Origin of the sequence: Paraburkholderia phenoliruptrix (assembly GCF_902859825.1) — a bacterium.
GTDB classification, from domain to species: Bacteria; Pseudomonadota; Gammaproteobacteria; order Burkholderiales; family Burkholderiaceae; genus Paraburkholderia; species Paraburkholderia phenoliruptrix.
Genome location: NZ_CADIKB010000015.1, coordinates 1 through 20245, shown reverse-complemented (window position 1 = coordinate 20245; position 20245 = coordinate 1). Strand labels below are relative to the sequence as shown.

The 20245-nt window shown below is 66.4% G+C and carries 10 protein-coding genes; 2 read left to right on the top strand and 8 right to left on the bottom strand.

Features of this window, described 5'->3' with window-relative positions; translation table 11 throughout:
• Positions 1-10: 10 nt before the first annotated feature.
• The 4 genes from HV711_RS16745 to wecB all read right to left on the bottom strand — a co-directional run bounded on the left by HV711_RS16745 (position 11) and on the right by wecB (position 8602).
• The gene (locus HV711_RS16745) at positions 11-2698 is read right to left on the bottom strand and encodes an NfrA family protein (RefSeq protein WP_035478659.1); all 2688 of its coding nucleotides are present in this window, start codon (positions 2696-2698) and stop codon (positions 11-13) included.
• The gene (locus tag HV711_RS16740; RefSeq protein ID WP_035478657.1) at positions 2695-4860 is read right to left on the bottom strand and encodes a glycosyl transferase family protein; all 2166 of its coding nucleotides are present in this window, start codon (positions 4858-4860) and stop codon (positions 2695-2697) included. The genes HV711_RS16745 and HV711_RS16740 overlap by 4 nt, the downstream gene beginning before the upstream one ends.
• A complete protein-coding gene (locus HV711_RS16735; protein WP_035478655.1) occupies positions 4857-7091 on the bottom strand; it encodes a cellulose biosynthesis cyclic di-GMP-binding regulatory protein BcsB in 2235 nt (744 codons plus the stop codon). Before HV711_RS16735 ends, HV711_RS16740 begins: the two co-directional genes overlap by 4 nt.
• A gap of 281 nt (positions 7092-7372) precedes the next feature.
• The gene (wecB, locus tag HV711_RS16730; protein ID WP_035478652.1) at positions 7373-8602 is read right to left on the bottom strand and encodes a non-hydrolyzing UDP-N-acetylglucosamine 2-epimerase; all 1230 of its coding nucleotides are present in this window, start codon (positions 8600-8602) and stop codon (positions 7373-7375) included.
• 798 nt (positions 8603-9400) lie between these two features.
• Between wecB and HV711_RS16725 the strand changes: the two genes are divergently transcribed.
• A complete protein-coding gene (locus tag HV711_RS16725; protein WP_013587922.1) occupies positions 9401-9562 on the top strand; it encodes a DUF1328 domain-containing protein in 162 nt (53 codons plus the stop codon).
• A 227-nt stretch (positions 9563-9789) separates the two neighbouring features.
• Here HV711_RS16725 and HV711_RS16720 read toward each other — a convergent pair whose 3' ends face one another.
• Positions 9790-10704 (bottom strand): LysR substrate-binding domain-containing protein, encoded by a 915-nt coding sequence (locus HV711_RS16720; protein WP_035478649.1) that lies wholly within the window; start codon positions 10702-10704, stop codon positions 9790-9792.
• Positions 10705-10816: 112 nt separating this feature from the next.
• Between HV711_RS16720 and HV711_RS16715 the strand changes: the two genes are divergently transcribed.
• Entirely contained in the window at positions 10817-11707 is an 891-nt protein-coding gene (locus HV711_RS16715) for an EamA family transporter (protein ID WP_013587920.1), read from the top strand.
• A gap of 15 nt (positions 11708-11722) precedes the next feature.
• On the opposite strand, the gene rfbC is transcribed toward HV711_RS16715, so the two are convergent.
• From rfbC to uvrA, 3 genes are all read right to left on the bottom strand, one after another.
• On the bottom strand, positions 11723-12274 hold the full coding sequence (rfbC, locus tag HV711_RS16710; RefSeq protein WP_013587919.1) for a dTDP-4-dehydrorhamnose 3,5-epimerase: 552 nt from the start codon (positions 12272-12274) through the stop codon (positions 11723-11725).
• 100 nt (positions 12275-12374) lie between these two features.
• Positions 12375-13370: a GlxA family transcriptional regulator gene (locus tag HV711_RS16705; RefSeq protein WP_035478710.1), complete on the bottom strand. Its 996-nt coding sequence runs from the start codon at positions 13368-13370 to the stop codon at positions 12375-12377.
• A 723-nt stretch (positions 13371-14093) separates the two neighbouring features.
• On the bottom strand, positions 14094-20009 hold the full coding sequence (gene uvrA, locus HV711_RS16700) for an excinuclease ABC subunit UvrA (protein ID WP_035478708.1): 5916 nt from the start codon (positions 20007-20009) through the stop codon (positions 14094-14096).
• Positions 20010-20245: the final 236 nt, after the last annotated feature.

Genomic DNA, 20245 nt, shown 5'->3' with positions numbered 1-20245 from the left:
CCGCGCCGGCTCAATACGCAAACACAGCGCCGAAGAAAACGCCGCGAGCGCGATCGTCGCCGGTGATTTTCAGCCGGTACTGTACCGACAGATCGACAAACGAGCGCGGCGCATCGTACTGACTGTCGCGGAACCAGTAGCGCGTCGAGATGCCGACGCCCGCACCGAGCGGAATGCTGTGGTCGATGCTCGAATCGTAGTCCGCCCCCACCACCAGATACGGGAACACCGTCCATTTCGGACTATAGCTGTCCATGCGGAAGGTGCGGCCCAGCTGCAGGTTGGTGGTGGCATACACGGAGCCCGCGTTCAGATAGGCGCCCGTCTCCGCGTAGAGGCGCGCGGTCCACCATGCCGGCACGTCCACGCGACGCTCGGTGCCGAAGCCGCCGGAATACGCGAGGCGAGCGAGCCAGTCGGGATTCACGCGTGAGCCGATCGGAATGATGCGCTCGAACGCGACGATCGCGTCGATCTGCGTGAACGGTTTCGCGCGCGCGCCGAGGGTCGCCTCTAAGGTATCGACGCCGGTGGCGCCGCCGTTCTTCACGCCGAAGCTCTCGTAGCCGCGCGCATAGACCTCGAACATCCGCTCGCCGAGGCTGCCGAACGGCCGCCAGTAGGCTTCCACGCCGCCCTGCCAATTGTTCGATGTGCCTGGCGTCGGCGACGATGCATAGCCGGGCTGCATGCCCGCGCCGCGATAATTGAGCGACGCGTTAAAGCCCCAGTTCCGTGTGACGTCGGCGTGCGCGCTGCGCAGGTCGTTCAGTTGGGCAGGCGTCGGGGTGGGCGTGGCGCTCGCTGTCGGCGTGGCCACGCTTTCGCTATCCGGCACGGTTGCCGCACTCGCGTCGATGGCCCGCTCGAAATACTGCGCGGCCTCGCGGTTGCGATGCGCATGCATCGCCGCATAACCGGCATCCGCGGCCGCGCCTGGCGGCAATGCGCCGGCCTTGTCGGCCATGCTGAAGCGCTCGTAGGCCACGCGGCCGTTGCCCGCGCGTTGCGCGCTGTAGGCCGCCGGCATGTCCGGCAGCGCGTCGAGCATGCCCGCATCGACCATGTAGCGCGCCTGATCGTCGGCCTCGCGCGTGTCGCCTGCGGCCACCAGCGTATTGATCAGTTCCACGCGATGCTGCGGATCGTCCGGCGCGGCTTGCACCGCTTCGCGCGCATCGCGCAGCGCGGCCGCCTGATCCTTCGCCGCCGATGCCTTCTGCGCAGCGCGCGCCGCGGCAAACCCCGGGTCCGCCGGATGCACATAGCAGCTCGAGCCGTATTCGTCGAGCAGACATTCGATGATCGGCCGGCGCAGCGGATCGAGCGAACTCGCGACCGGATGCGTCAGCGCCGCCCGCGCCCGCGCGCGCCGTAGCGCGATGGCGGCGTCCGTGTCGTCGCCTTTGGCGGATAACGGGGCAAGCACGTCGAGCGCGCGCTGCGGCTCGCCGGCGGCGATCCGCACGTCGGCGATGATCGTGCGCGCCACGCGCTGGTCCCGCTCGCTCGCGGGGTTCGCCTGCAACACGCGGGCGAAGTCCGCGTCCGCCTCCGCCATGCGCCCCTGGGCGGCGAGTGCATAGCCGCGCAACGTGAGCGGCATGAGCGACGCGTCATCGGCGGGGTGACCGACGCCGGCGACGCGGCCCACACTGGCGGCACTGGCCGCGCTTGCAGCAGCCTGGACGGCCGGCAGGTCGTTCGCGGCGAAGAGCGCGTCGATCAATTGCAGCCGGTAGCCGATGCGCTCCGGCGCATAGGAGACCGCGTCGCGCGCGAGCGCCGCGGCGCGCGCGAAGTCGCCCTGCTGGCGCGCTTCATATGAGGCCGCTGCGGACTTCGGCGCGAGCCGGCTGCCGATGAAACCACGCCGCAAGCGCAGTTCGTCGTTATCGCCGAAACGCTTCACCGCGTCGAGGTCGGCGGCCCACGCGCCGGCATCGTCGCCGGACGCGCTCGCCGCGTCGATGAGCAGCAGACGCAGGCGCAGCAGATCGGGGCGCAGCGCGAGCGCGTCGTTTGCATACTTCACGGTCGCCGCGAAATCTTTCGCCGCATACGCCTTGTAGGCCTGCTGGGCGGCGATCAGCGCCGCGCCGCTCAACGCATTCGGATCGCCCGCCTGCTGACGGCCGCCGCGCGCCACCGCGCGCGTCGATGCGCTCAACGCGTCGATCTGCTTGCGTCGCGAGGTCAACGCGGAGTCCGGACCGAGTTGCGCGATGGCGTCCCCGAGCGAATGGCTCGCCTCGCCATAACGACGCTGCGCGGCGAGCGAATTGGCGAGCAGCACGCGCAGCGACACCACGTCGGGCCGCTGGCGAATGGCCTCGCGCGTTCGCGCGACGGCGCCCGCATAATCGCCCCGAGCGTACGCGGCGTACGCCTCCTGCGCGACACGGTAAGCCGCGCCGCTCAGCGGCAGCGGGTTCTGCGCGGACGTCGCCCCGCTCTGCGCGTGGGCAGTCGGCACCACGCCTAACGCGCCCGCCACCGCGACTGCCGCAATCGCGCGCAGCACGAATGGGGTTGCACCGTTGCGAAGCCGGCATTCGTCCGCATAGTCCGCATGCTCCGCATGCGTTGCGTCGCCCACATCGCGCGTCGCTGCAAAAAGCCCCCGAAAACGCGGCGAAACCGGAGCCGCGTCCGTGCGCGGCGCGTCGATGCGCCGCCTGAGAATCGTGTCGATCATTCTGTCGCCGCCAACGCGGCCTGCAGGCGGCGCTGTTCCTGGATTACGTTGTCGAGCGCGGCAAGCGAGATCACCTCGCGCGCCACCATATAGTCGCCGATGCGGCCATGCCGGTCCGGGCGATAGTGCTGCAGCGCGGCTTCGAAGTCCTCGCGGCGCACATGCCCGTGTTCGATCAGCAGATCGCCGATCAGCGGCACGCTGCGCGCGGTCGCGTAGCCAGCGCTCGCGCCCGCCTCCGCCGGCGCAGAAATATCCACGCCGCGCAGCGCACGCAAGCCCGCCGCAATTTCGCCCTCGCGCACGATCTGCTCGGCCACCGGCCCGTCGATTAGCGCGCTCAGCTCGGCGATCACCTCGTCGGCAAGCGGACTCGCCGTCAGAAGAATCGTGCGGCCCTGCGCGGCGTCGATTTGCGGCAGCACCCGGTGCCGCACGATCGTCTCGAGCGGCAAACACGCGGCGTCGTCGCGAAGGCGCTCGAGGTCGAGCCGGCCGCGCGGCAGATCGGTCTGGAACGCAATCGCTTCGGCGAGCGTTTCCTCGTCGAGCCAGCCCTTGGCCATCAGCACGCGGCCAAGCGGCGCCTCGCGCGCATGACTCTCGCCGAGCGCGGCTTCGAGCCTGTCGGGATCGATGGCCTGCCACGACAGCAGCAGTTCGCCGAGACGCTGACGACGATTGTTGAACCCCTCCGCCGACGGAAAGTCGTGCATGGTCTTGTCCCACGCGAGACGCTTGCCCGTCGCGAGGTGCACGATGAACATTTTCCACGCGCGCGCGACGGCCATGAAATTGATGAAGTTGCCGACCACCATCCGCGGCACGGACAACACGCCGTGCTCCCACCCGTACAGACGCGTAACGAAGTAGATGCGCTGCACGACGCGCAATACGAGCGCCACTGCGTTGGCCCACAGGAGCGCACGCAGCCACGGCGAGTCGGCGAAAGGCGAGGCGATCAGTTCGGGCATGAGGCCGAGGAGACTCGCGCCCGCGAACAGCAGGAATTGCACCACGAGCGCATACGCAATGATGCCGACGAACGCGGTCACGACACCCTTGCGGTCGCGAAACAGCAGATAGCGATTCGCGAGGGAACCGGTCCAGCCCGTCTGTTTCCACCCTTGCAAGCCGATGCCGAGCGTCCAGCGCGCGCGCTGACGATAAGCCGTGCGAAACGTATCGGGGAAAAATTCGCGCACGCACAAAGGCATCGTCACGGTAATGTCGCGTTCGGCGCCGAAGCCGAACCAGGCCTTGCGGCGGGTCGCGAACTGCACGGGAAAGCGCGCGAAAATGGACTGCATGCCCATTTTCGCGAGACGCGCGCCCACGTCGTAGTCTTCGGTGAGACTCTCGGTGTTAAACGGCTGATTGTCGGTCTCGGCGATCAGCGACAGCAGCGCGCGCCGCGAGAAACACGTGCCCACGCCCGCCGACGGCACCGAGCCCACCAGACTCTCGCGCACCACGAGGTCTTTGGCGTGCCACTCGGCGAACTCGTCCATGTAAGTGCCGGCCACGAGCTCGAACCAGTTGCGTTCGAGCGACGCGACCGGCAACTGGATCATGTCCTTGCGCGGCAGCAGGTAATTGAAAAAGCGCAATTCGACCGGGTGCAGCACGTCCTCGCTGTCGTGCAGCACCACGCCCGCGAACTCGATGCCCGCCTCCCGCTCGTGAGCGAAGATCGCCTGAATCACCCAGTTCAGGCAATCGGCCTTGCAGGTCGGTCCGTCGTGCGGCACTTCCACGCGGCGCAGCTGCTTGTAGCGGCGGCGCATGCGCTCCACTTCGGCGATGGTCTGCGGATCGTTCTGGTAGGTGCCGACGAACACCACATAGTTGCGGTAATCCATCACACGCACGAGATCTTCGATCATCGCCGCCACCACGTCGTACTCGTGCCACGCCGGCACCATGATCGCGAGCGGCTGCTCTTCGCGCTCGTAGAGCTGCGCGGCGGTCAGCGGCTTATAGGTGCGCTCCACCGTCAGGCGGCGGTACAGCATGCGGCTCCAGTACCAGAGATCGATGAACAGATCGTCGATACTCGAGAGCACGATCAGGAACGCGACCAGCGCGGCGACGTATTCGAGCCCGTGGTAGTAGTGGGCTAACGCGTAGCCCGCATACCATTTGATCAACGCGATGCTCACAACTTGTCCCGGTTCCTGCGGCGCGCGATATTGGCGATCAGCAGCAGCACGAGCAGCAGGCCGATCAGCGCGGCCGGCACGCCCCAGCGCACCCAGCTTTGCATGATCCACGGCCCGTCGATGTCGCTCGCGTCGACCACCTGCCCCGGGTGACGCGTATCGAACTGGCGCAGCGTGCCGCTGCCGTCGACAATCGCGACGTCGCCGCGCGAGAGCTGCAGCGAAGCGGGCAACACCGCCGGCGTGTCGCCCACCGTGCGATAGGAGACCCCCTGCACGCCGCCCGAACTCACGACCTCGATCACGCCGACGCGGTTCAGGCCCGACAGGTCCGCGAGCATCTTGCCCGACGGATCGGTGAACGACAGGCGGTCCTTCGCCAGACGCGCAATGCTCTTTTCGTCGGCGAGCGCGACGTCCGCGGCGAGAAACGCGCCTTGTGGCTTCACCGCATCGCCGTCACGCGCGACGCTGAAGCCCGCGCGCGTCGGCGCAATGCCGCTCGCATTCGCGAGACGCGCGATGCGCGGCAGCGCCTCGGTCGCGTTGCCGAGATAGGCGGTGGGCACGATGACTTCCGCTTGCGACGCAAAGCGCGCGACCATGCCGGTGAAATCGTCGCCGAGGGAGGCGTCGGCAAGACGCAAATGACTGCTCGGCAGAACCGCGATCGGATGGCCCTGATCGCGTGCGCGGCAGCCGCCTTCCGGCTGGCGTTGGAATTCGACGCGCACCTGGTTGCGCGGCGCAAGCGCGAAGCGCGGCACGTGCGCGGTGATGCGCTGCAGCTTGCCGTTCGCGTTGAGCAGCTGCGAGCCGATCAGCACATCGTTGAAATACACCGAGGCGGTCTGCCCGGAGTTGTCGAGCGTGGGCGCCGCAGCCACGTCGAGCACGACGGCATCCGGCAGTTTGCCGTTGCCCGAGGCCGCGCCGAGGTCGAAGCTCGCGTCCCAGCTCGCGCGCACCTGCACGTCGAGCGTGCGCGGCTCGCCGCCGAGCAGCGACAGCGCGATCTGGTCGCCGCGCGTATCCGGCGCATTGTCGATCTGATGGACGACGAGGCGGCTCGCCACGTCGATGGGACGCCAGGTATGCGCGAGCACCGCGACGCCGTCGTTGTCGCCGACCACGATGGCCGTCTGCCCGCCCACATGCGCGACGCGCACTTCGCCGGCGGCGAGCGGCTGCGCCACCGGATCGACGGCGCGCGCGCGCCAGGCGTCGAAGGCCTCGGCCGCCGCGGGCGAGACGCCGGCCACCTGTTCGCGCAAGGCGTCGAGCGAGGTCTTCAGGCTCGCGCGCAGCGCGTCGTCGGCGACGATGACGTCGGGTGCAAAGGCGGCGCCGGGCGCGAGCGCGACTAGCGCGCCGGCTTCGGCGGGGTTCGCGAGCTTGTGCGAGCCGCCCGCGGCAAGCGCGGCGAAAGCGGGAATCGCGCGCAGCGGCGCCGGCACGTCGACGTTCGACAGATCCACCGTGTCGCCGGCGGCGGGCCACGCGCGCGTGGCGGGCGTGCGGCCGTCGCGCTGCAGCAGCGCCTCGACGCGCCAGCCGGCGTTGAACGCGGGCGCGGCGACGCTGCGTGCGCTAAGCATCACGACCGGCTTGTGCGGCAAGGCGCTCCACGCGCCGCGCAGATCGACAATCGCTTCGGGATCGTAGCGATAGGTGAGGCGCGAGGTCGGCGCGATGCGCCAGACGTTGCCGATCGCGGTCTGGTCCGCGCAGATGTTGTCGTTGATCAGCGACGACCAGTCGAGACCGACGCGCACGAAGCCGCTCGGCCGTGGAGCGCCGTCCACGCCGAGCGTCGCGGAGCCGTCGCCCTGCTCCTGCGCCGGGCTGCGCGAGAGCACGGGCGAGCCGTCGAGCGAAACGAGCATCGTGGTGCGCCCGCCGTTGCCGCGCAGATAGCTGCCGTCGATCTGCAAACTGGCGTCCGTGAGCGGCACGCCGGCCGGCACCGGCAGATACAGTTCCTGGCGGGCATCCGGGGCGTGCAGCACGAGCGGCTCGCGCATGCCGAGTTCGGCGAGCGAGATGCTGCGGCTTGCCAGACGGCCATGGCCGAACTGCGCAAAGCTGCCGGCGATGTCGGCGGGTTGCTGGGCGTGGGCGCTGAAGGCGAATAGCAGCGCGGCGCACGCGGTCAACCGCGAGCCCGGGAGGCCGGCGCGGCGGGTTGGGCGGCCCTCGCGGGCCTGGATTCGTAGCGTAGTGAGCATCATGTTGTCTTGATCTGGATGGGCCTGCGGGCGGCAAAGCGGGCGTTGCCCGGCATGGTTGAATGAGCGCGCGGTAAGGCGGCAAGCTGCCGCGGTCCGCCGTGGGCGGCGCAATCTGCCGGACTTCGACGGCCGCCGCGGGGCGTGCCCCGTTTCGTCAGTCGTCCTGTCCGTGATATCGGCACGCGCGCGGCTTCTCTGAAACCACGACCTGTGTTTGCGTGCGTCATTTGCCTGCCGTGTTTGCGTTCCTTGGCAAAGACCGCCTGCGCGCTCGCGCTTCTTTACTTCGCGTACTCGGTCGCGGGGAGGCGCTGGGCCGCCGCATCAGCCATCGCACCGGCCGTCGAGCTCGCAGGCGAAACGTCCGCCGCGGCGGGCGCGAACTCGTCGAACGGGCGCCCGGTCAGCGCGGCCACGATGCGCCGGGACGCCTCGCCGTCACCATACGGATTCATACGATGTGCGAAACGTTCGCGCTCGCGCGGGTCGTCCACGAGTGCACTGACGGCGCGCACAATCGCCTCGCGCTGCGTGCCGACGAGGCGCACCGTCCCCGCAGCGACTGCTTCCGGACGCTCGGTCACGTCGCGCATGACGAGCACCGGCTTGCCGAGTGCGGGCGCTTCTTCCTGCACGCCGCCCGAATCGGTAAGGATCAGCGACGCACGCTGCATCAGGCGCACAAAGCCGAGATAGTCGAGCGGATCGATCAGATGGACGTTGCGCCGCGCGCCGAGCGATGCCTGCACCGGGCCGCGCACGTTGGGGTTCAGATGAACCGGATAGATGATCTGCACGGTGCCGAGGTCGGCGAGATCGCCGAGCGCCGCGCAGATGTTCGCGAAGCCCGTGCCGAAACTCTCGCGACGGTGGCCGGTGACGAGCAGCATGGGCCGCGTGCCGTCGATAAACGGCAGACGTGCATCGAGCGACGCGCGCAAGGCCGCGTCGCTGTCGATCCGCGCCGCCGTCAGATTCAGCGCATCGATCACGGTATTGCCGGTGACGACGACGCGGCCCTGCAACGTCTCCTCCGCGAGCCGTTCCTTCGAACTCGGCGTCGGCGCGAACAGCAGATCGCTCATCACGTCGACGATGCGGCGGCTCATTTCTTCCGGCCACGGCTGCGCGAGATCGCGCGTGCGCAGGCCTGCTTCGACGTGGCCGATCGGAATGCGGCGGTGAAACGCGGCGAGCGCCGCTGCGGATGCCGTGGTCGTGTCGCCGTGCACGAGCACGCGATCGGGTTGGACGCTCGCGAGCACCTCGTCGAGCGAGGCAATCAGACGCGACGCGAGGCCGTTCAGCGTCTGGTTCGCGGTCATGACCGCGAGATTATGATCCGGCTCGATGGCGAAAAGCTCGAGCACCTGGTCGAGCATCTGCTGATGCTGGCCCGTGACGCACACCACGGAGTCGATTCCCGCATCGGCCTCCATCTGCTTGATGAGCGGCGCCATTTTTATGGCTTCCGGCCGCGTGCCGAAAATCGACAATACTTTCGTTGACATAGCCACCCCCGGCCCGTATTGATTTTATGCGTGACGCCCCGCAGGTTGCGGCATGACGAAACATTGCAATGCGCGCACCCTGATACTTCTATTTATTGTTGATTCAAACGAATAGTCTTTTTCGCCCCGCGCATCACCCGTATTGCGCCTATCGCAAACATCATTTGCGCGCAATTCGGCATTTTTGCCCGGTTTGCGCCTGAATTTCATTGCGACGACCAAGCACTCGAAGCATCCGTCTAGCGCGCATTCTGGCGCCTTTGGGAAGCACTTGGCAAGCACACTCGCCGATTTTTTTACACCGCTTTTGACGCCGAGCGGCGATTTTGGCTGTTCAAAAATGCGAAATGCTTTAATCTTCGTCAAATTCTGTTAAAGCTTAATTAACCGTTTAATTGCGGAGCCGGCGTGTCGTCGCAGCGCAGCGATTATTGGGTTGCACGCGAAATGTTTTAATCCACGCGTTTATTGGCATGCGCAAACGTTGCCGTCGGTGAAAAGGCGTTGGCTTTCATTGCGTCGTGGATGAGGCGCCGCGCTCCTCGACACGCGTTCCGCCTGCGCGATGCGCCTCAGCAAGCGCGGCGCGCGGCGCGGCGCGTTGTTGCGGTCAAACGACAGTCCAAGGCGATCTCCCGGTTCGCTGCTAGCCGGTCACACCTCCGCCCGCCCGCGCCGCGCATGGGCACAGCTATTGCTCGACTTCGCTCGCCGGCACATCGCTCGCGGAAAGCCACGCGGTGCCGCCCGCGAGTCGCCGTTTAACGTCAATCCAGCAATTCATCGGTGGGAGGCCTCATGCTTCGATACGCAGCAATCTTTTTCGTCATCGCCATCATCGCCGCGGTATTCGGCTTCGGCGGCATCGCCGCCGGCGCGTCCGAGATCGCGAAGGTGCTGTTCTTCATCTTCGTGGTGATCTTCCTCGTCACCTTGCTGATGGGCGTGATGCGGCGTTGACGACCGCATCGACCGTATAAGCGGAGGAATACCCGCCCCGGCGCGCGTGCGAGCGACCTGTTGCAATAGCTGCCACGGTGTATTGCAATAGTTGCCGCTCGCGCGGCGGGCTTCCCGCAACGCAGCATGTGCGGCGCGTCAGACCTGGTGCCGTCATGCTCGAACGCAACACCGCAGCGCTGTTCGGCATCGCTCGACGCTGTCACCGTCCACCCGTCCCCTCGCCGTCATTGCTCCGATTCCACACGCGCCTCGCTACCGTGCGTGTGCGAAGGCAAGCCAATATGCAGTTCCTCGCAGAGAAAGCCTTGTAACGTCTGCACGGCAGCCGCCTGGGCGCCGGCGACCTCGCGCATGAAGAGGCCGAAGTCCGCGGCGGGTGCATCGGGCAAGCCCTCGGCGCGGCCGAGAATCTTCATGGACTCCGAACGAATATTGCCTTCGAGCAAGACCGATACACCCAACCCCGCTTCCACCGCCGACTGCACCGCCGGCAAGCTCGTGCTCGTACAGACGATCCGCCAGCCGATGCCCGCGCGGCGCAGCACCGTGAGCACATGCTGCTGCCACAGGCACGGTCCGCCGAACGCAACGACGGGTAATGCGGCCTCCGCTTCGCGCACATAGCCGCGCGCGCCGACCCAGAAGAGCGGCTGTGTCCATGTAAAGAGCGGCGTGCCGGCGACGAGCGCGGGATCGGCGACCGCCACATCCAGACCGCCGTCCGCGAGTCGTTTCGACAATGCCGTGCTGCTGTCCACGACGATTTCGAGCGCGACACGCGGATAGGCAATGGAGAAGCGCCGCAACGCGCGCGGCAGACGACCCACGGCGATGTCCTCGAGCATGCCGAGCCGCACCGTGCCCGACACCTGCCCCGCGCAGAGCGCGCGGCGTGCATCGGCGCCCGCACCGAGGATCGCGTGCGCATACGGCAGCAGCAGATGACCCGCTTCCGTCAGTTGCACGCCGCGCGGCGAACGGTCGAGCAGGCGCTGGCCGAGATCCTCCTCGAGACGGCGCAACTGCATACTCACGGCCGCCTGGGTGCGCGCAAGGCGACTCGCGGCCACGCCTACCGCTCCCGTCTCGGCCACGGTGACGAAGGTGCGAAGCAGACTGCTGTCGAGGTCACGGGTCATCACGATTCCTGAAGTCGCCATAAGAAATATCAACTTATCTTAGTAGCGAGGGAGCCGATAAGATAGGTGGACGCTTTCACCGCTGCATTTCACCGCTCTACAACGAGGCACCATGCAGGACACGACGATCAAGTGCGCAGCCGACCCGACTCATGCCGTGGCGAAGCCGGCCAGCGCCGCCGCGGGCGCGGCGTTGCTGTGCCTGTTGTCCATGTCGAGCGTGCAGTTCGGCGCCGCCCTTTCCGCACCGACAATGGCCGTGTACGGTTCGCTCAGCACTACATGGCTGCGTCTTTGCTGGGCCGCGCTCGTGCTCGCCGTGCTGGTGCGCCCGCGCTTTCGCAGCTACTCGCGTGCGCACTGGCTGGCCGCGGGTGCGCTGGGCGCCGCGATGGCCGGCATGACGTTATGTTTTTTCGCGGCGCTGCAGCGCATTCCGCTCGGGTTGGCGGTGGCCATCGACTTTCTCGGTCCGCTGACAGTCGCCACGCTTGCGGTGCGCCGCGCCCGTGCGCTGCTATGGCCGGCGCTCGCGATCGCCGGCGTCGTGCTGCTGTCGCGCGATCACGCCGGCTGGGTCGGCGAGCCCCTCGGCGTCTTGCTGGCATGCGCGGCGGCCTGCGGCTGGGGCAGCTACATCGTGTTGATGAAAAAGACCGGCAAGCTGTTTGCCGGTCTGGAGGGTCTGTCGGTCTCGCTCATTGCGGCGGCGCTCGTTGCCACGCCCTTCGGTCTCGCGGAAAGCGGACTGCATGTCGCGGCCGGCCAACTCGCTGCCACGGCGGGGCTCGCGATCCTGGTTCCGCTCCTGCCCTACGCGCTGGAAATGGTGGCGCTGCGCCATATGCCGGCTGGATCGTTCGGTATCCTGATGAGTGTCGAGCCGGCCATTGGGGCAGTGGCCGGCTTCATCGTGCTGCATCAGCCGATGGGCATGTTGCAGATCGCGGGCACGTTGTTCGTGGTCGCCGCGAGTGTCGGCTCGGTGGTGGCGGCGCGTTAGGCCGGCCCCAGCCCTCTACGGCATGTTCTCCGCTTCGTACAGCCGCCGCCCGGCGGCATCCTTCGCGCCGACAATCGGCTGGAAGTCAATCGGCCATTCAATGCCGATGTCCGGATCGTTCCACACGATGCAGCGTTCGAGCTCCGGAAACCAGTATTCGGTGGCCTTCCACAGGCATTCGGCCACGTCGGACAGCACCACGAAGCCATGCGCGAAGCCTGGCGGCACCCACACCTGCCGATGATTGCCGGCGCTCAGATAAGCGCCGCACCATTTGCCGAAGTTCGGCGAATTGAGCCGCACGTCCACGGCGACGTCGAAGATCTCGCCGACCACGACCTGCAGGAGGCGGCCTTGCGGGCGCTGCACCTGGTAATGCAGGCCGCGCAGCACGCCATGCACCGCGCGCAGATGCCGGTCCTGCACGAAGTCGAATCCGCGTGCGACGTCGTCCACAAACTCGTCCGCGCTGAAGCTCTCGTAACAGAAACCGGATTCGTCGCCAAACACCTCGGGCTCGATGAGTTTCACTTCCGGTAGTGCCGTTGCCAACACCTGGTTGCCCATGCCACTGTGCCCGTAAGAAGCTGCCCGACAAAGACCGATGCCACCGCGGCGCGCGAGTGGCGGTCATGACGCGCGCCTGCCTGGCAGGCGCGGGTGCGTGTCAGAGCTCCGACGAGGCAAGCCGGCTGCGGGCGCGGTACTCGGTGGGCGACAAGGCCATGCGCTTGCGGAAAATCTTCGCGAGACGGTCGCCGTTGCCGGTGCCGCTGCGCCGCGCGATCTTGTCGACCGGCAGTTCGGTCTCGGTCAGGAAGTTGCACGCAATGCGCAGCCGCACCTGCAGCAGATAGTCGGACGGCGTGACGTGCATTTCATGCTTGAAGCGCCGCAGGAAATTGCGCTCGCTCATGGCGGCGACCTGAGCCGCGTCCGCAACGGAGACCGGCCGGTCGCAGTTCGCTTCCATCCAGCGCGCCGCCGCGCGAATCTTCTCGGCGACGCTCAACGTCCCGCCCTCAGCGGGCAGCGGCACCCACGTTGCGGCCATGCCCGGCATCACGCGCTCCGCGACGCTGCGCGCGAGTTCGGCGCCGAGATCGCGCTTGATGAACATCAGCGCGCTGCGCGCGCAGTCGTTGCGGTCGTTGGACGCACTCAGAATGGCGTCCGCCGCGCCATGGCCATAGCGGCCGATCTGCAGCGCCTCGGGATCGCCGGGATTGGCGGCCTCCAGCACGAGCCGCCCTTCGCCGATGGTTTCGATTGCGCGCGTACGCGCCTGCACCGAGCGCAGCCAGCCGAGCAGCCGCTGGTCGTGGGCCGCCTGGTGCGCGCCGTGTCCGCCGGCGATAAACAGAACGTCGAAGCCTGTTCCGAAGCGCGTGTCGATGCGATCGGTCCAGATGCGCGCAGCCGATGAACTGGGCACGCTGCCGCCGTCGAGCGACAGGAACTGCACCTCATAGGGCGGTTCTTCGCCGGGCCGTTTGCCGGCCAGTTCGTTGGCGGTCTGGAACATCTCGACAACCGTGCCCGGGCCTAGCAGCCAGAAGCCGTCGAACAGCAGCACACCAATTCGGCGCGCCGCGGTGCGGACGTTGACACTCGGCGCATGTAACCAGGTAACCCTCGCGGAGTCGACGTGAATGTGGGACATGGTCTTCCTCAAAATGTCTACTTGGTTGGACGAGGACGCGCGTTGTCCGACGATATCAGCGAACTGATAATCGCAATTTGACATCGGCAAACGCCGCTTCATGGATTATCAGCGATGTTAGCCGAATGAATCGCATTAGTAAATTTGAAAACAATCGAAATAGCATGTGATTAAAGGTACGACGAAAAGTATTCTCATTTGATGCAAGTAATAAATAGCGGTGAGTGGATATGCGGCGGAAAAACATACCGCTTCCCCGAACCGGCGCCGTGAGACCCAAGTCCGGGGCGGCTGCGCGCCTCCTCGGCGGGCGGGCGGTTCACAATGCGATATGCATTGCGGCACTTCTGCTGCTGATTCGGAGATGTTCAGAAATGTTTCAAAGCTGAACAACCGGACCCGCGACGTTGTCCCTTTTAATTGAATTTGTTATTCGTGAATCCTGAATCGCCCGCATGCTTATTGCCAATGGGGCCTCACAGATTCAAATGGCGGAATTATCAATTTATATCGACTTGTTTTGCGAATCGAAAATGTTTCAGTTCTGAAACATCAAAACGGCATTCGTCCGACTTGAAACCGGTTGAACCTACAGCGAGCTTTCGGGATGGGTCTGACGATTCCCGCGAGACGCAAAGCGTTCGTGTGAGCCCAAGCAGCTGCAGGCCCGCGTCCCGGATCGGGATGCGGGCCTGCCTTCCTTTACACTCGTAAAGTGGGGTGCTAACCGTGAGTGCCTTCGCCCGGCTCGTCACGCACGCGGCCGGCTTCGCCCTTCCCGGTGCGTGCGAGCACCGGTTTAAGGGCAACGCCCGTGTGGCTTTCGGGGACGCTGACAATGCCCTCCGGGTCCGTGGCGGCGACGATCGTGCCCCCGCCCACTCCGCCTTCCGGCCCCAGGTCGATGATCCAGTCGGCCTCGGCGATCACATCGAGATCGTGCTCGATCACGACGACACTGTGTCCCCCATCCGTCAGACGGTGCAGCACGCGAATCAACCTCGCCACGTCCGCCATATGCAGGCCGACCGTCGGCTCATCCAGTACATACAACGTGTGCGGCGCTTTCTGACCGCGCCGCGTGATGTCGTCGCGGACCTTGCTGAGTTCGGTGACGAGCTTGATGCGCTGCGCCTCGCCGCCCGACAGCGTCGGCGACGGCTGGCCGAGCGTGAGGTAGCCGAGCCCCACGTCTTTCATCAACTGCAGCGGGTGGGCGATGTTGGAAATAGGCGCGAAGAACTCGACGGCCTCGTCGATTTCCATGGTCAACACGTCGCCGATATTCTTGCCGCGCCAGGTCACCGCAAGCGTCTCGGGATTGAAGCGCTGCCCATGGCACACGTCGCACGGCACTTTCACGTCCGGCAAAAAGCTCATGCCGATAGTGCGCACGCCCTGCCCTTCACACGCCGGGCACCGGCCTTCGCCCGTATTGAACGAAAAGCGCGACGCGGTGTAGCCGCGCGCCCGCGCCTCCAGCGTGCCGGCGAAGAGCTTGCGAATGGCGTCCCATACGCCGATGTACGTTGCGGGACACGAGCGCGGCGTCTTGCCGATCGGTGTTTGATCGACTTCGAGCACACGGTCGATGCTTTCCCAGCCCGTGATCGAATCACAGCCTTGCCAGACATGCGTGACGTTCAGCGGCGCACGCGGCGCACTGCGCGCGAGCACACTGGCACGGCGGTTCACGGCCGGCTTTTCTTCGGCCGCCGCCGCGCGTGCGCGCCGCGTGGCCGGAGACGACAACACCGAGCGCCCCACCGCGTCGAGCAGATTCGCCATCAGCACGTCGCGCGCGAGCGTGGACTTGCCGGAGCCGCTGACGCCCGTCACCGCGACGAGCCGAGACAGCGGAATGCCGACCGTCACGTTGCGCAGATTGTGCAGCTTGCCGCCGTGCACGGTCAGCCAGTTCTCCGGCACCGCCGCCGTGCGCTTGCCCGGCGGGACGACCTTGCGGCGCGGCTGCAGCGGATGCACGATCGGCGCGGCGAGAAACTGCCCGGTCAACGACTCCGGCTGCGCCGACAGATCGGCCACACTGCCTTGCGCGATCAACGTGCCGCCGCGCTTGCCGGCACCCGGCCCGATGTCGATGATGTGATCGGCCCGCCGGATCGTGTCTTCGTCGTGCTCGACCACCACGAGCGTGTTGCCCTTGTCGCCCAGCTTGCGCAGCGCGTTCAGCAGGATCTGGTTGTCGCGCGGATGCAGGCCGATGGTCGGCTCGTCCAGCACATAGCAGACGCCTTGCAGGTTGCTGCCCAATTGCGCGGCCAGCCGGATGCGCTGCGCCTCGCCGCCCGACAGGCTGGGCGCCGCGCGGTCGAGGCTCAGATAGCCGAGCCCGACTTCTTCGAGGAACTGCAAACGGCTGCCGATTTCGCTGACCACGTCGCGCGCAATTTCGGCGTCGCGGCCGGTCATGTGCAAACTGTCGATCCACGCACGCGTGTCCGACACGGTCCATTGCGCCACGTCGGTAATGGCCTGCGCGTCGAACGTGACCGCTCGCGCGGTCGGATTCAGACGCGTGCCCGAGCAATCCGGACACGGTTCGTCCACCAGACCTTCGGGTTCCTGCTCCTCTGAAGGCAAGCTCTGTTCGCGACCGCGATTGTCGTCGACGACAATCGTGTCGTCATAGGCGGCGCGCTGCTCCCGCGTGAGCGCGAGCCCCGTGCCGACGCAGGTGGTGCACCAGCCGTGCTTGCTGTTATAGGAGAACATGCGCGGGTCGAGCTCGGGATAGCTCGTGCCGCACACCGGACACGCTCGTTTCGTGGACAGCACCTTCACGGCGCCGAGCTTCGCGGTGGGCAGGCCGCCGTTCATCGCATCATGCAAACCGTCGAGCGGCGCAAGCAGATGCATCACGCCCTTGCCGATTTCCAGCGTCTGGTCGAGCGCCTCGCGCAGTTGCGCTTCGTTGTCCGCCGAGACGATCAGGTCGGCCACCGGTAATTCAAGGGTGTGCTCGCGGAAGCGGTCGAGCTTCGGCCACGGGTCGACCGGCACAAACTCGCCGTCCACCCGCAAATGCGTATTGCCGCGCGCTTTCGCCCACTTCGCAAGGTCGGTGTAGACGCCCTTGCGGTTGACGACGAGCGGCGCGAGGAAACCGACGTGCTGCCCCTTATGGTCGCGCAGCAACTGCGCCGCGATCGACTCGACGCTTTGCGACGTGACCGGCGTGTCGTCATGAATGCAATGCTGCAAACCGAGCTTCACATAGAGCAGGCGCAGGAAATGCCATACCTCGGAAGTAGTCGCGACGGTACTCTTGCGACCGCCGCGCGACAGCCGCTGCTCGATCGCGACGGTCGGCGGAATGCCGTACACGGCGTCGACTTCCGGGCGCCCGACCGGCTGCACGATGGAGCGTGCGTAAGCATTCAGCGATTCGAGATAGCGGCGCTGCCCTTCGTGGAAAAGAATGTCGAACGCGAGCGTGGACTTGCCCGAACCCGACACGCCGGTGATGACGTTGAACTTGCCGTGCGGAATATCGACGTCCAGCGCTTTCAGGTTGTGCTCGCGCGCATTGACGATGCGCACCACGTCCTCGCCCTCGATCGCACGCCGCGCCCGTGCCGCGCTCAGCGCCTTCTGCAGCGGGATGCCCGGCGAAGCCGCGTTCGCCGGTTCCGCCACCGCGTTCATTGCGCGGTCGTACTGCAGCAGCGCCTCGCCGGTGTGCGATTCCGGACAGGCCTTGACCTCCTCCGGCGTGCCGGCGCACAGCACGCGGCCGCCGCCGTCGCCGCCTTCGGGCCCGAGGTCGATGATCCAGTCGGCCGCACGGATCACGTCGAGGTTGTGTTCGATCACGATCAGCGAATGGCCGCTTGCCAGCAGCTTGCCGAACGCCTGCATCAGCTTCGCGATGTCGTCGAAATGCAGTCCGGTGGTGGGCTCGTCGAACATGAAGAGCCGTTTGGCGACAGCCTGCTTCGCGCCGCGCCCGCTGCGCGCCTGCGCCGATTCGGCGAGAAAGCCCGCGAGCTTGAGGCGCTGCGCTTCGCCGCCGGAAAGCGTGGGCACCGGCTGACCGAGCTTCACGTATTCCAGCCCGACGTCGACGATAGGCTGCAGCACGCGCAAGACGTCAGCGTCGTTGGCAAAGTAGGCGGCAGCCTCGCTGACCGTCAGCTCCAGCACGTCCGCGATGCTCAACGCGCGCGCCGGCGCGCCGCGCTCGATCTTCACTTCGAGCAGTTCCGCGCGATAACGGCGCCCGTCGCAATCCGGACAGCGCAGGTACACGTCGCTCAGAAACTGCATTTCAATGTGTTCGAACCCGGAGCCGCCGCAAGTCGGACAACGGCCGTCGCCCGAGTTGAAGCTGAACATGCCTGGCCCGTAGCCGCGTTGTTGCGCGAGCGGCGCCTTCGCGAAGAGCTTGCGGATTTCGTCGAACGCACCCACGTAGCTGGCCGGGTTCGACCGCGCGGTCTTGCCGATCGGCGACTGGTCGACGAACACCACGTCCGTGACCTGGTCCGCGCCCGTCAAACTGCGGAACGCGCCCGGCGCTTCGGTGGCGAGGCCGAAATGCCGCGCCATGGCCGGGTACAGCACGTCTTGCAGCAGCGTGGACTTGCCCGAGCCCGACACACCTGTCACACAGACGAGCCGCTCCAGCGGAATCTCCACTGTGACGTCGCGCAGATTGTGCTCGGTCGCGCCTTCCAGCACGATGCGCGGCGTGCTCGCATCCACGAGGCGCCGCGACCAGTGCGCGGCATCCGCGACATGGCGGCGGCCGCCCAGATAGTCGCCGGTCAGCGTGCCCGACGCGCGGATGGACTCCGGTGCACCGTCGAAGATGATCGAGCCGCCCCGCTCGCCCGGGCCCGGCCCCATGTCGATGAGCCGGTCCGCAGCCAGCATGACGGAGGGGTCGTGCTCCACCACCACGAGCGTATTGCCCGCGTCGCGCAGACGATGCATGGCCTCGACGATCCGGTTCAGATCGCGCGGATGCAGGCCGATGCTCGGCTCGTCCAGCACGAAGAGCGTTTTCGTGAGCGAGGTGCCGAGCGCGGTGGTCAGATTGATGCGCTGCACTTCGCCGCCCGACAGCGTGCGGCTTTGGCGGTCGAGCGTCAGGTAACCGAGCCCGACGTCGCACAAATACTTGAGGCGCGTGCGCACTTCGGCGAGCAGCAGCTTCAGCGCGTCGTCGAGCAACGCGCTCGGCAACGTGATGTCGTCGAAGAAGCGGCGAATGCGCTCGATCGGCATCAGCATCAGGTCATGCACGGTCAGGCCCGGCAGCGCCTCGAGCTGCGCGCGGTTCCATTCGACGCCGCGCGGCATGAAGCGCGCGGCGGGCGGCAGGACTTCGTCCGCATTCGCCTTGCTGCCGAGCCGCCACAGCAGCGATTCGGTTTTCAGCCGCGCGCCCGCGCAGGTTTCGCATGGCGTGTAGCTGCGGTATTTGGACAGCAGCACGCGGATATGCATCTTGTACGCTTTCGATTCGAGATACTCGAAGAAGCGCTTGACGCCATACCACTGGCTTTGCCACTTGCCGTTCCAGTCCGGCGAACCGTTGATCACCCAGTCGCGCTCCGCATCCGTCAGTTCGCCCCACGGCGTGCCGCGGCGGATGTCGGCCTTTGCCGCGTAACGCATCAGATCGTCCTGACACTCCTTCCACGCGGGCGTTTGCATCGGTTTGATCGCGCCGTCGCGCAGCGTCTTGCGCGCGTCCGGAATGACGAGGCCGAGATCGACGCCGATCACGCGGCCGAAGCCGCGACACACGTCGCACGCGCCGTAGGCCGAGTTGAACGAGAACAGCGCCGGCTGCGGATCGGCATAGCGCAAGTCGCTCTCCGGGCTATGCAGCCCCGTCGAGAAGCGCCAGATTTCCGGCTCCGGCTGCTGCGCTTGCGGCGCAAGCGGTGCATCCGCAGCCGGCAGCACGTAGATGTTGACACGCCCGCCGCCGCGTTTGAGCGACGCCTCGACCGCCTCGATCACCCGCTGCTTGTCGGCCTGGCGCACCCGGAAGCGGTCGGCGACCACGTCGAGCAGCTTGCGCTTGCCGGTTGGCGAATCCACCTCGCGCTGCGCCTGCACACGGGTGTAGCCGCTTGCCGACAGCCATTGCTCGACTTCCTGTTCGGATGCGGACTCGGGCAACTCCACCGGGAACGTGACGACGAGCCGCGGATCGCCCGCGGCGGTGCGCTCGAGCAACTCCGCGTAGATCGTCTCGGGCGTGTCGTGCCGCACGAGGCGCGCCGTCTTGCGGTCGAACAGCTCGGCCGCGCGCGCGTAGAGCAGCTTCAGGTGATCGTTGAGCTCCGTCATGGTGCCGACGGTGGAGCGCGAACTGCGCACCGGATTGGTCTGGTCGATCGCGATAGCGGGCGGCACGCCGTCCACCCGGTCGACCTGCGGCCGGTCCATGCGGTCCAGAAACTGCCGCGCGTACGCGCTAAAGGTCTCGACGTAGCGCCGCTGCCCTTCTGCGTACAGCGTGTCGAAAACAAGGCTCGACTTGCCGGAACCGGACGGACCGGTCACGACCGTCATTTCGCCGGTTTTCACGTCGAGATCGACGTTCTTCAGGTTGTGCTGGCGAGCGCCGCGAATCTTGATAATGCCGTTGGCTGACAATTTTTCGACCGTCTGAATGAGTGGGCCACCTCTCACGGACGCCTCGCGACCGCGCAAGTTCGGTGAAACGGAGCGGCGGCTTGGACGCCACGGCCCGCGTGCAGTTGAACACTATACTGTATATCTATAAGGGCTATCCATTTAGCTCCACAATTTCACATTATGGTGAAGCTTTGACCTTTGGCGGACGTTGCGCGATCTGGCGATACGTGACGGGTTCGGCCACTACGGCCTGC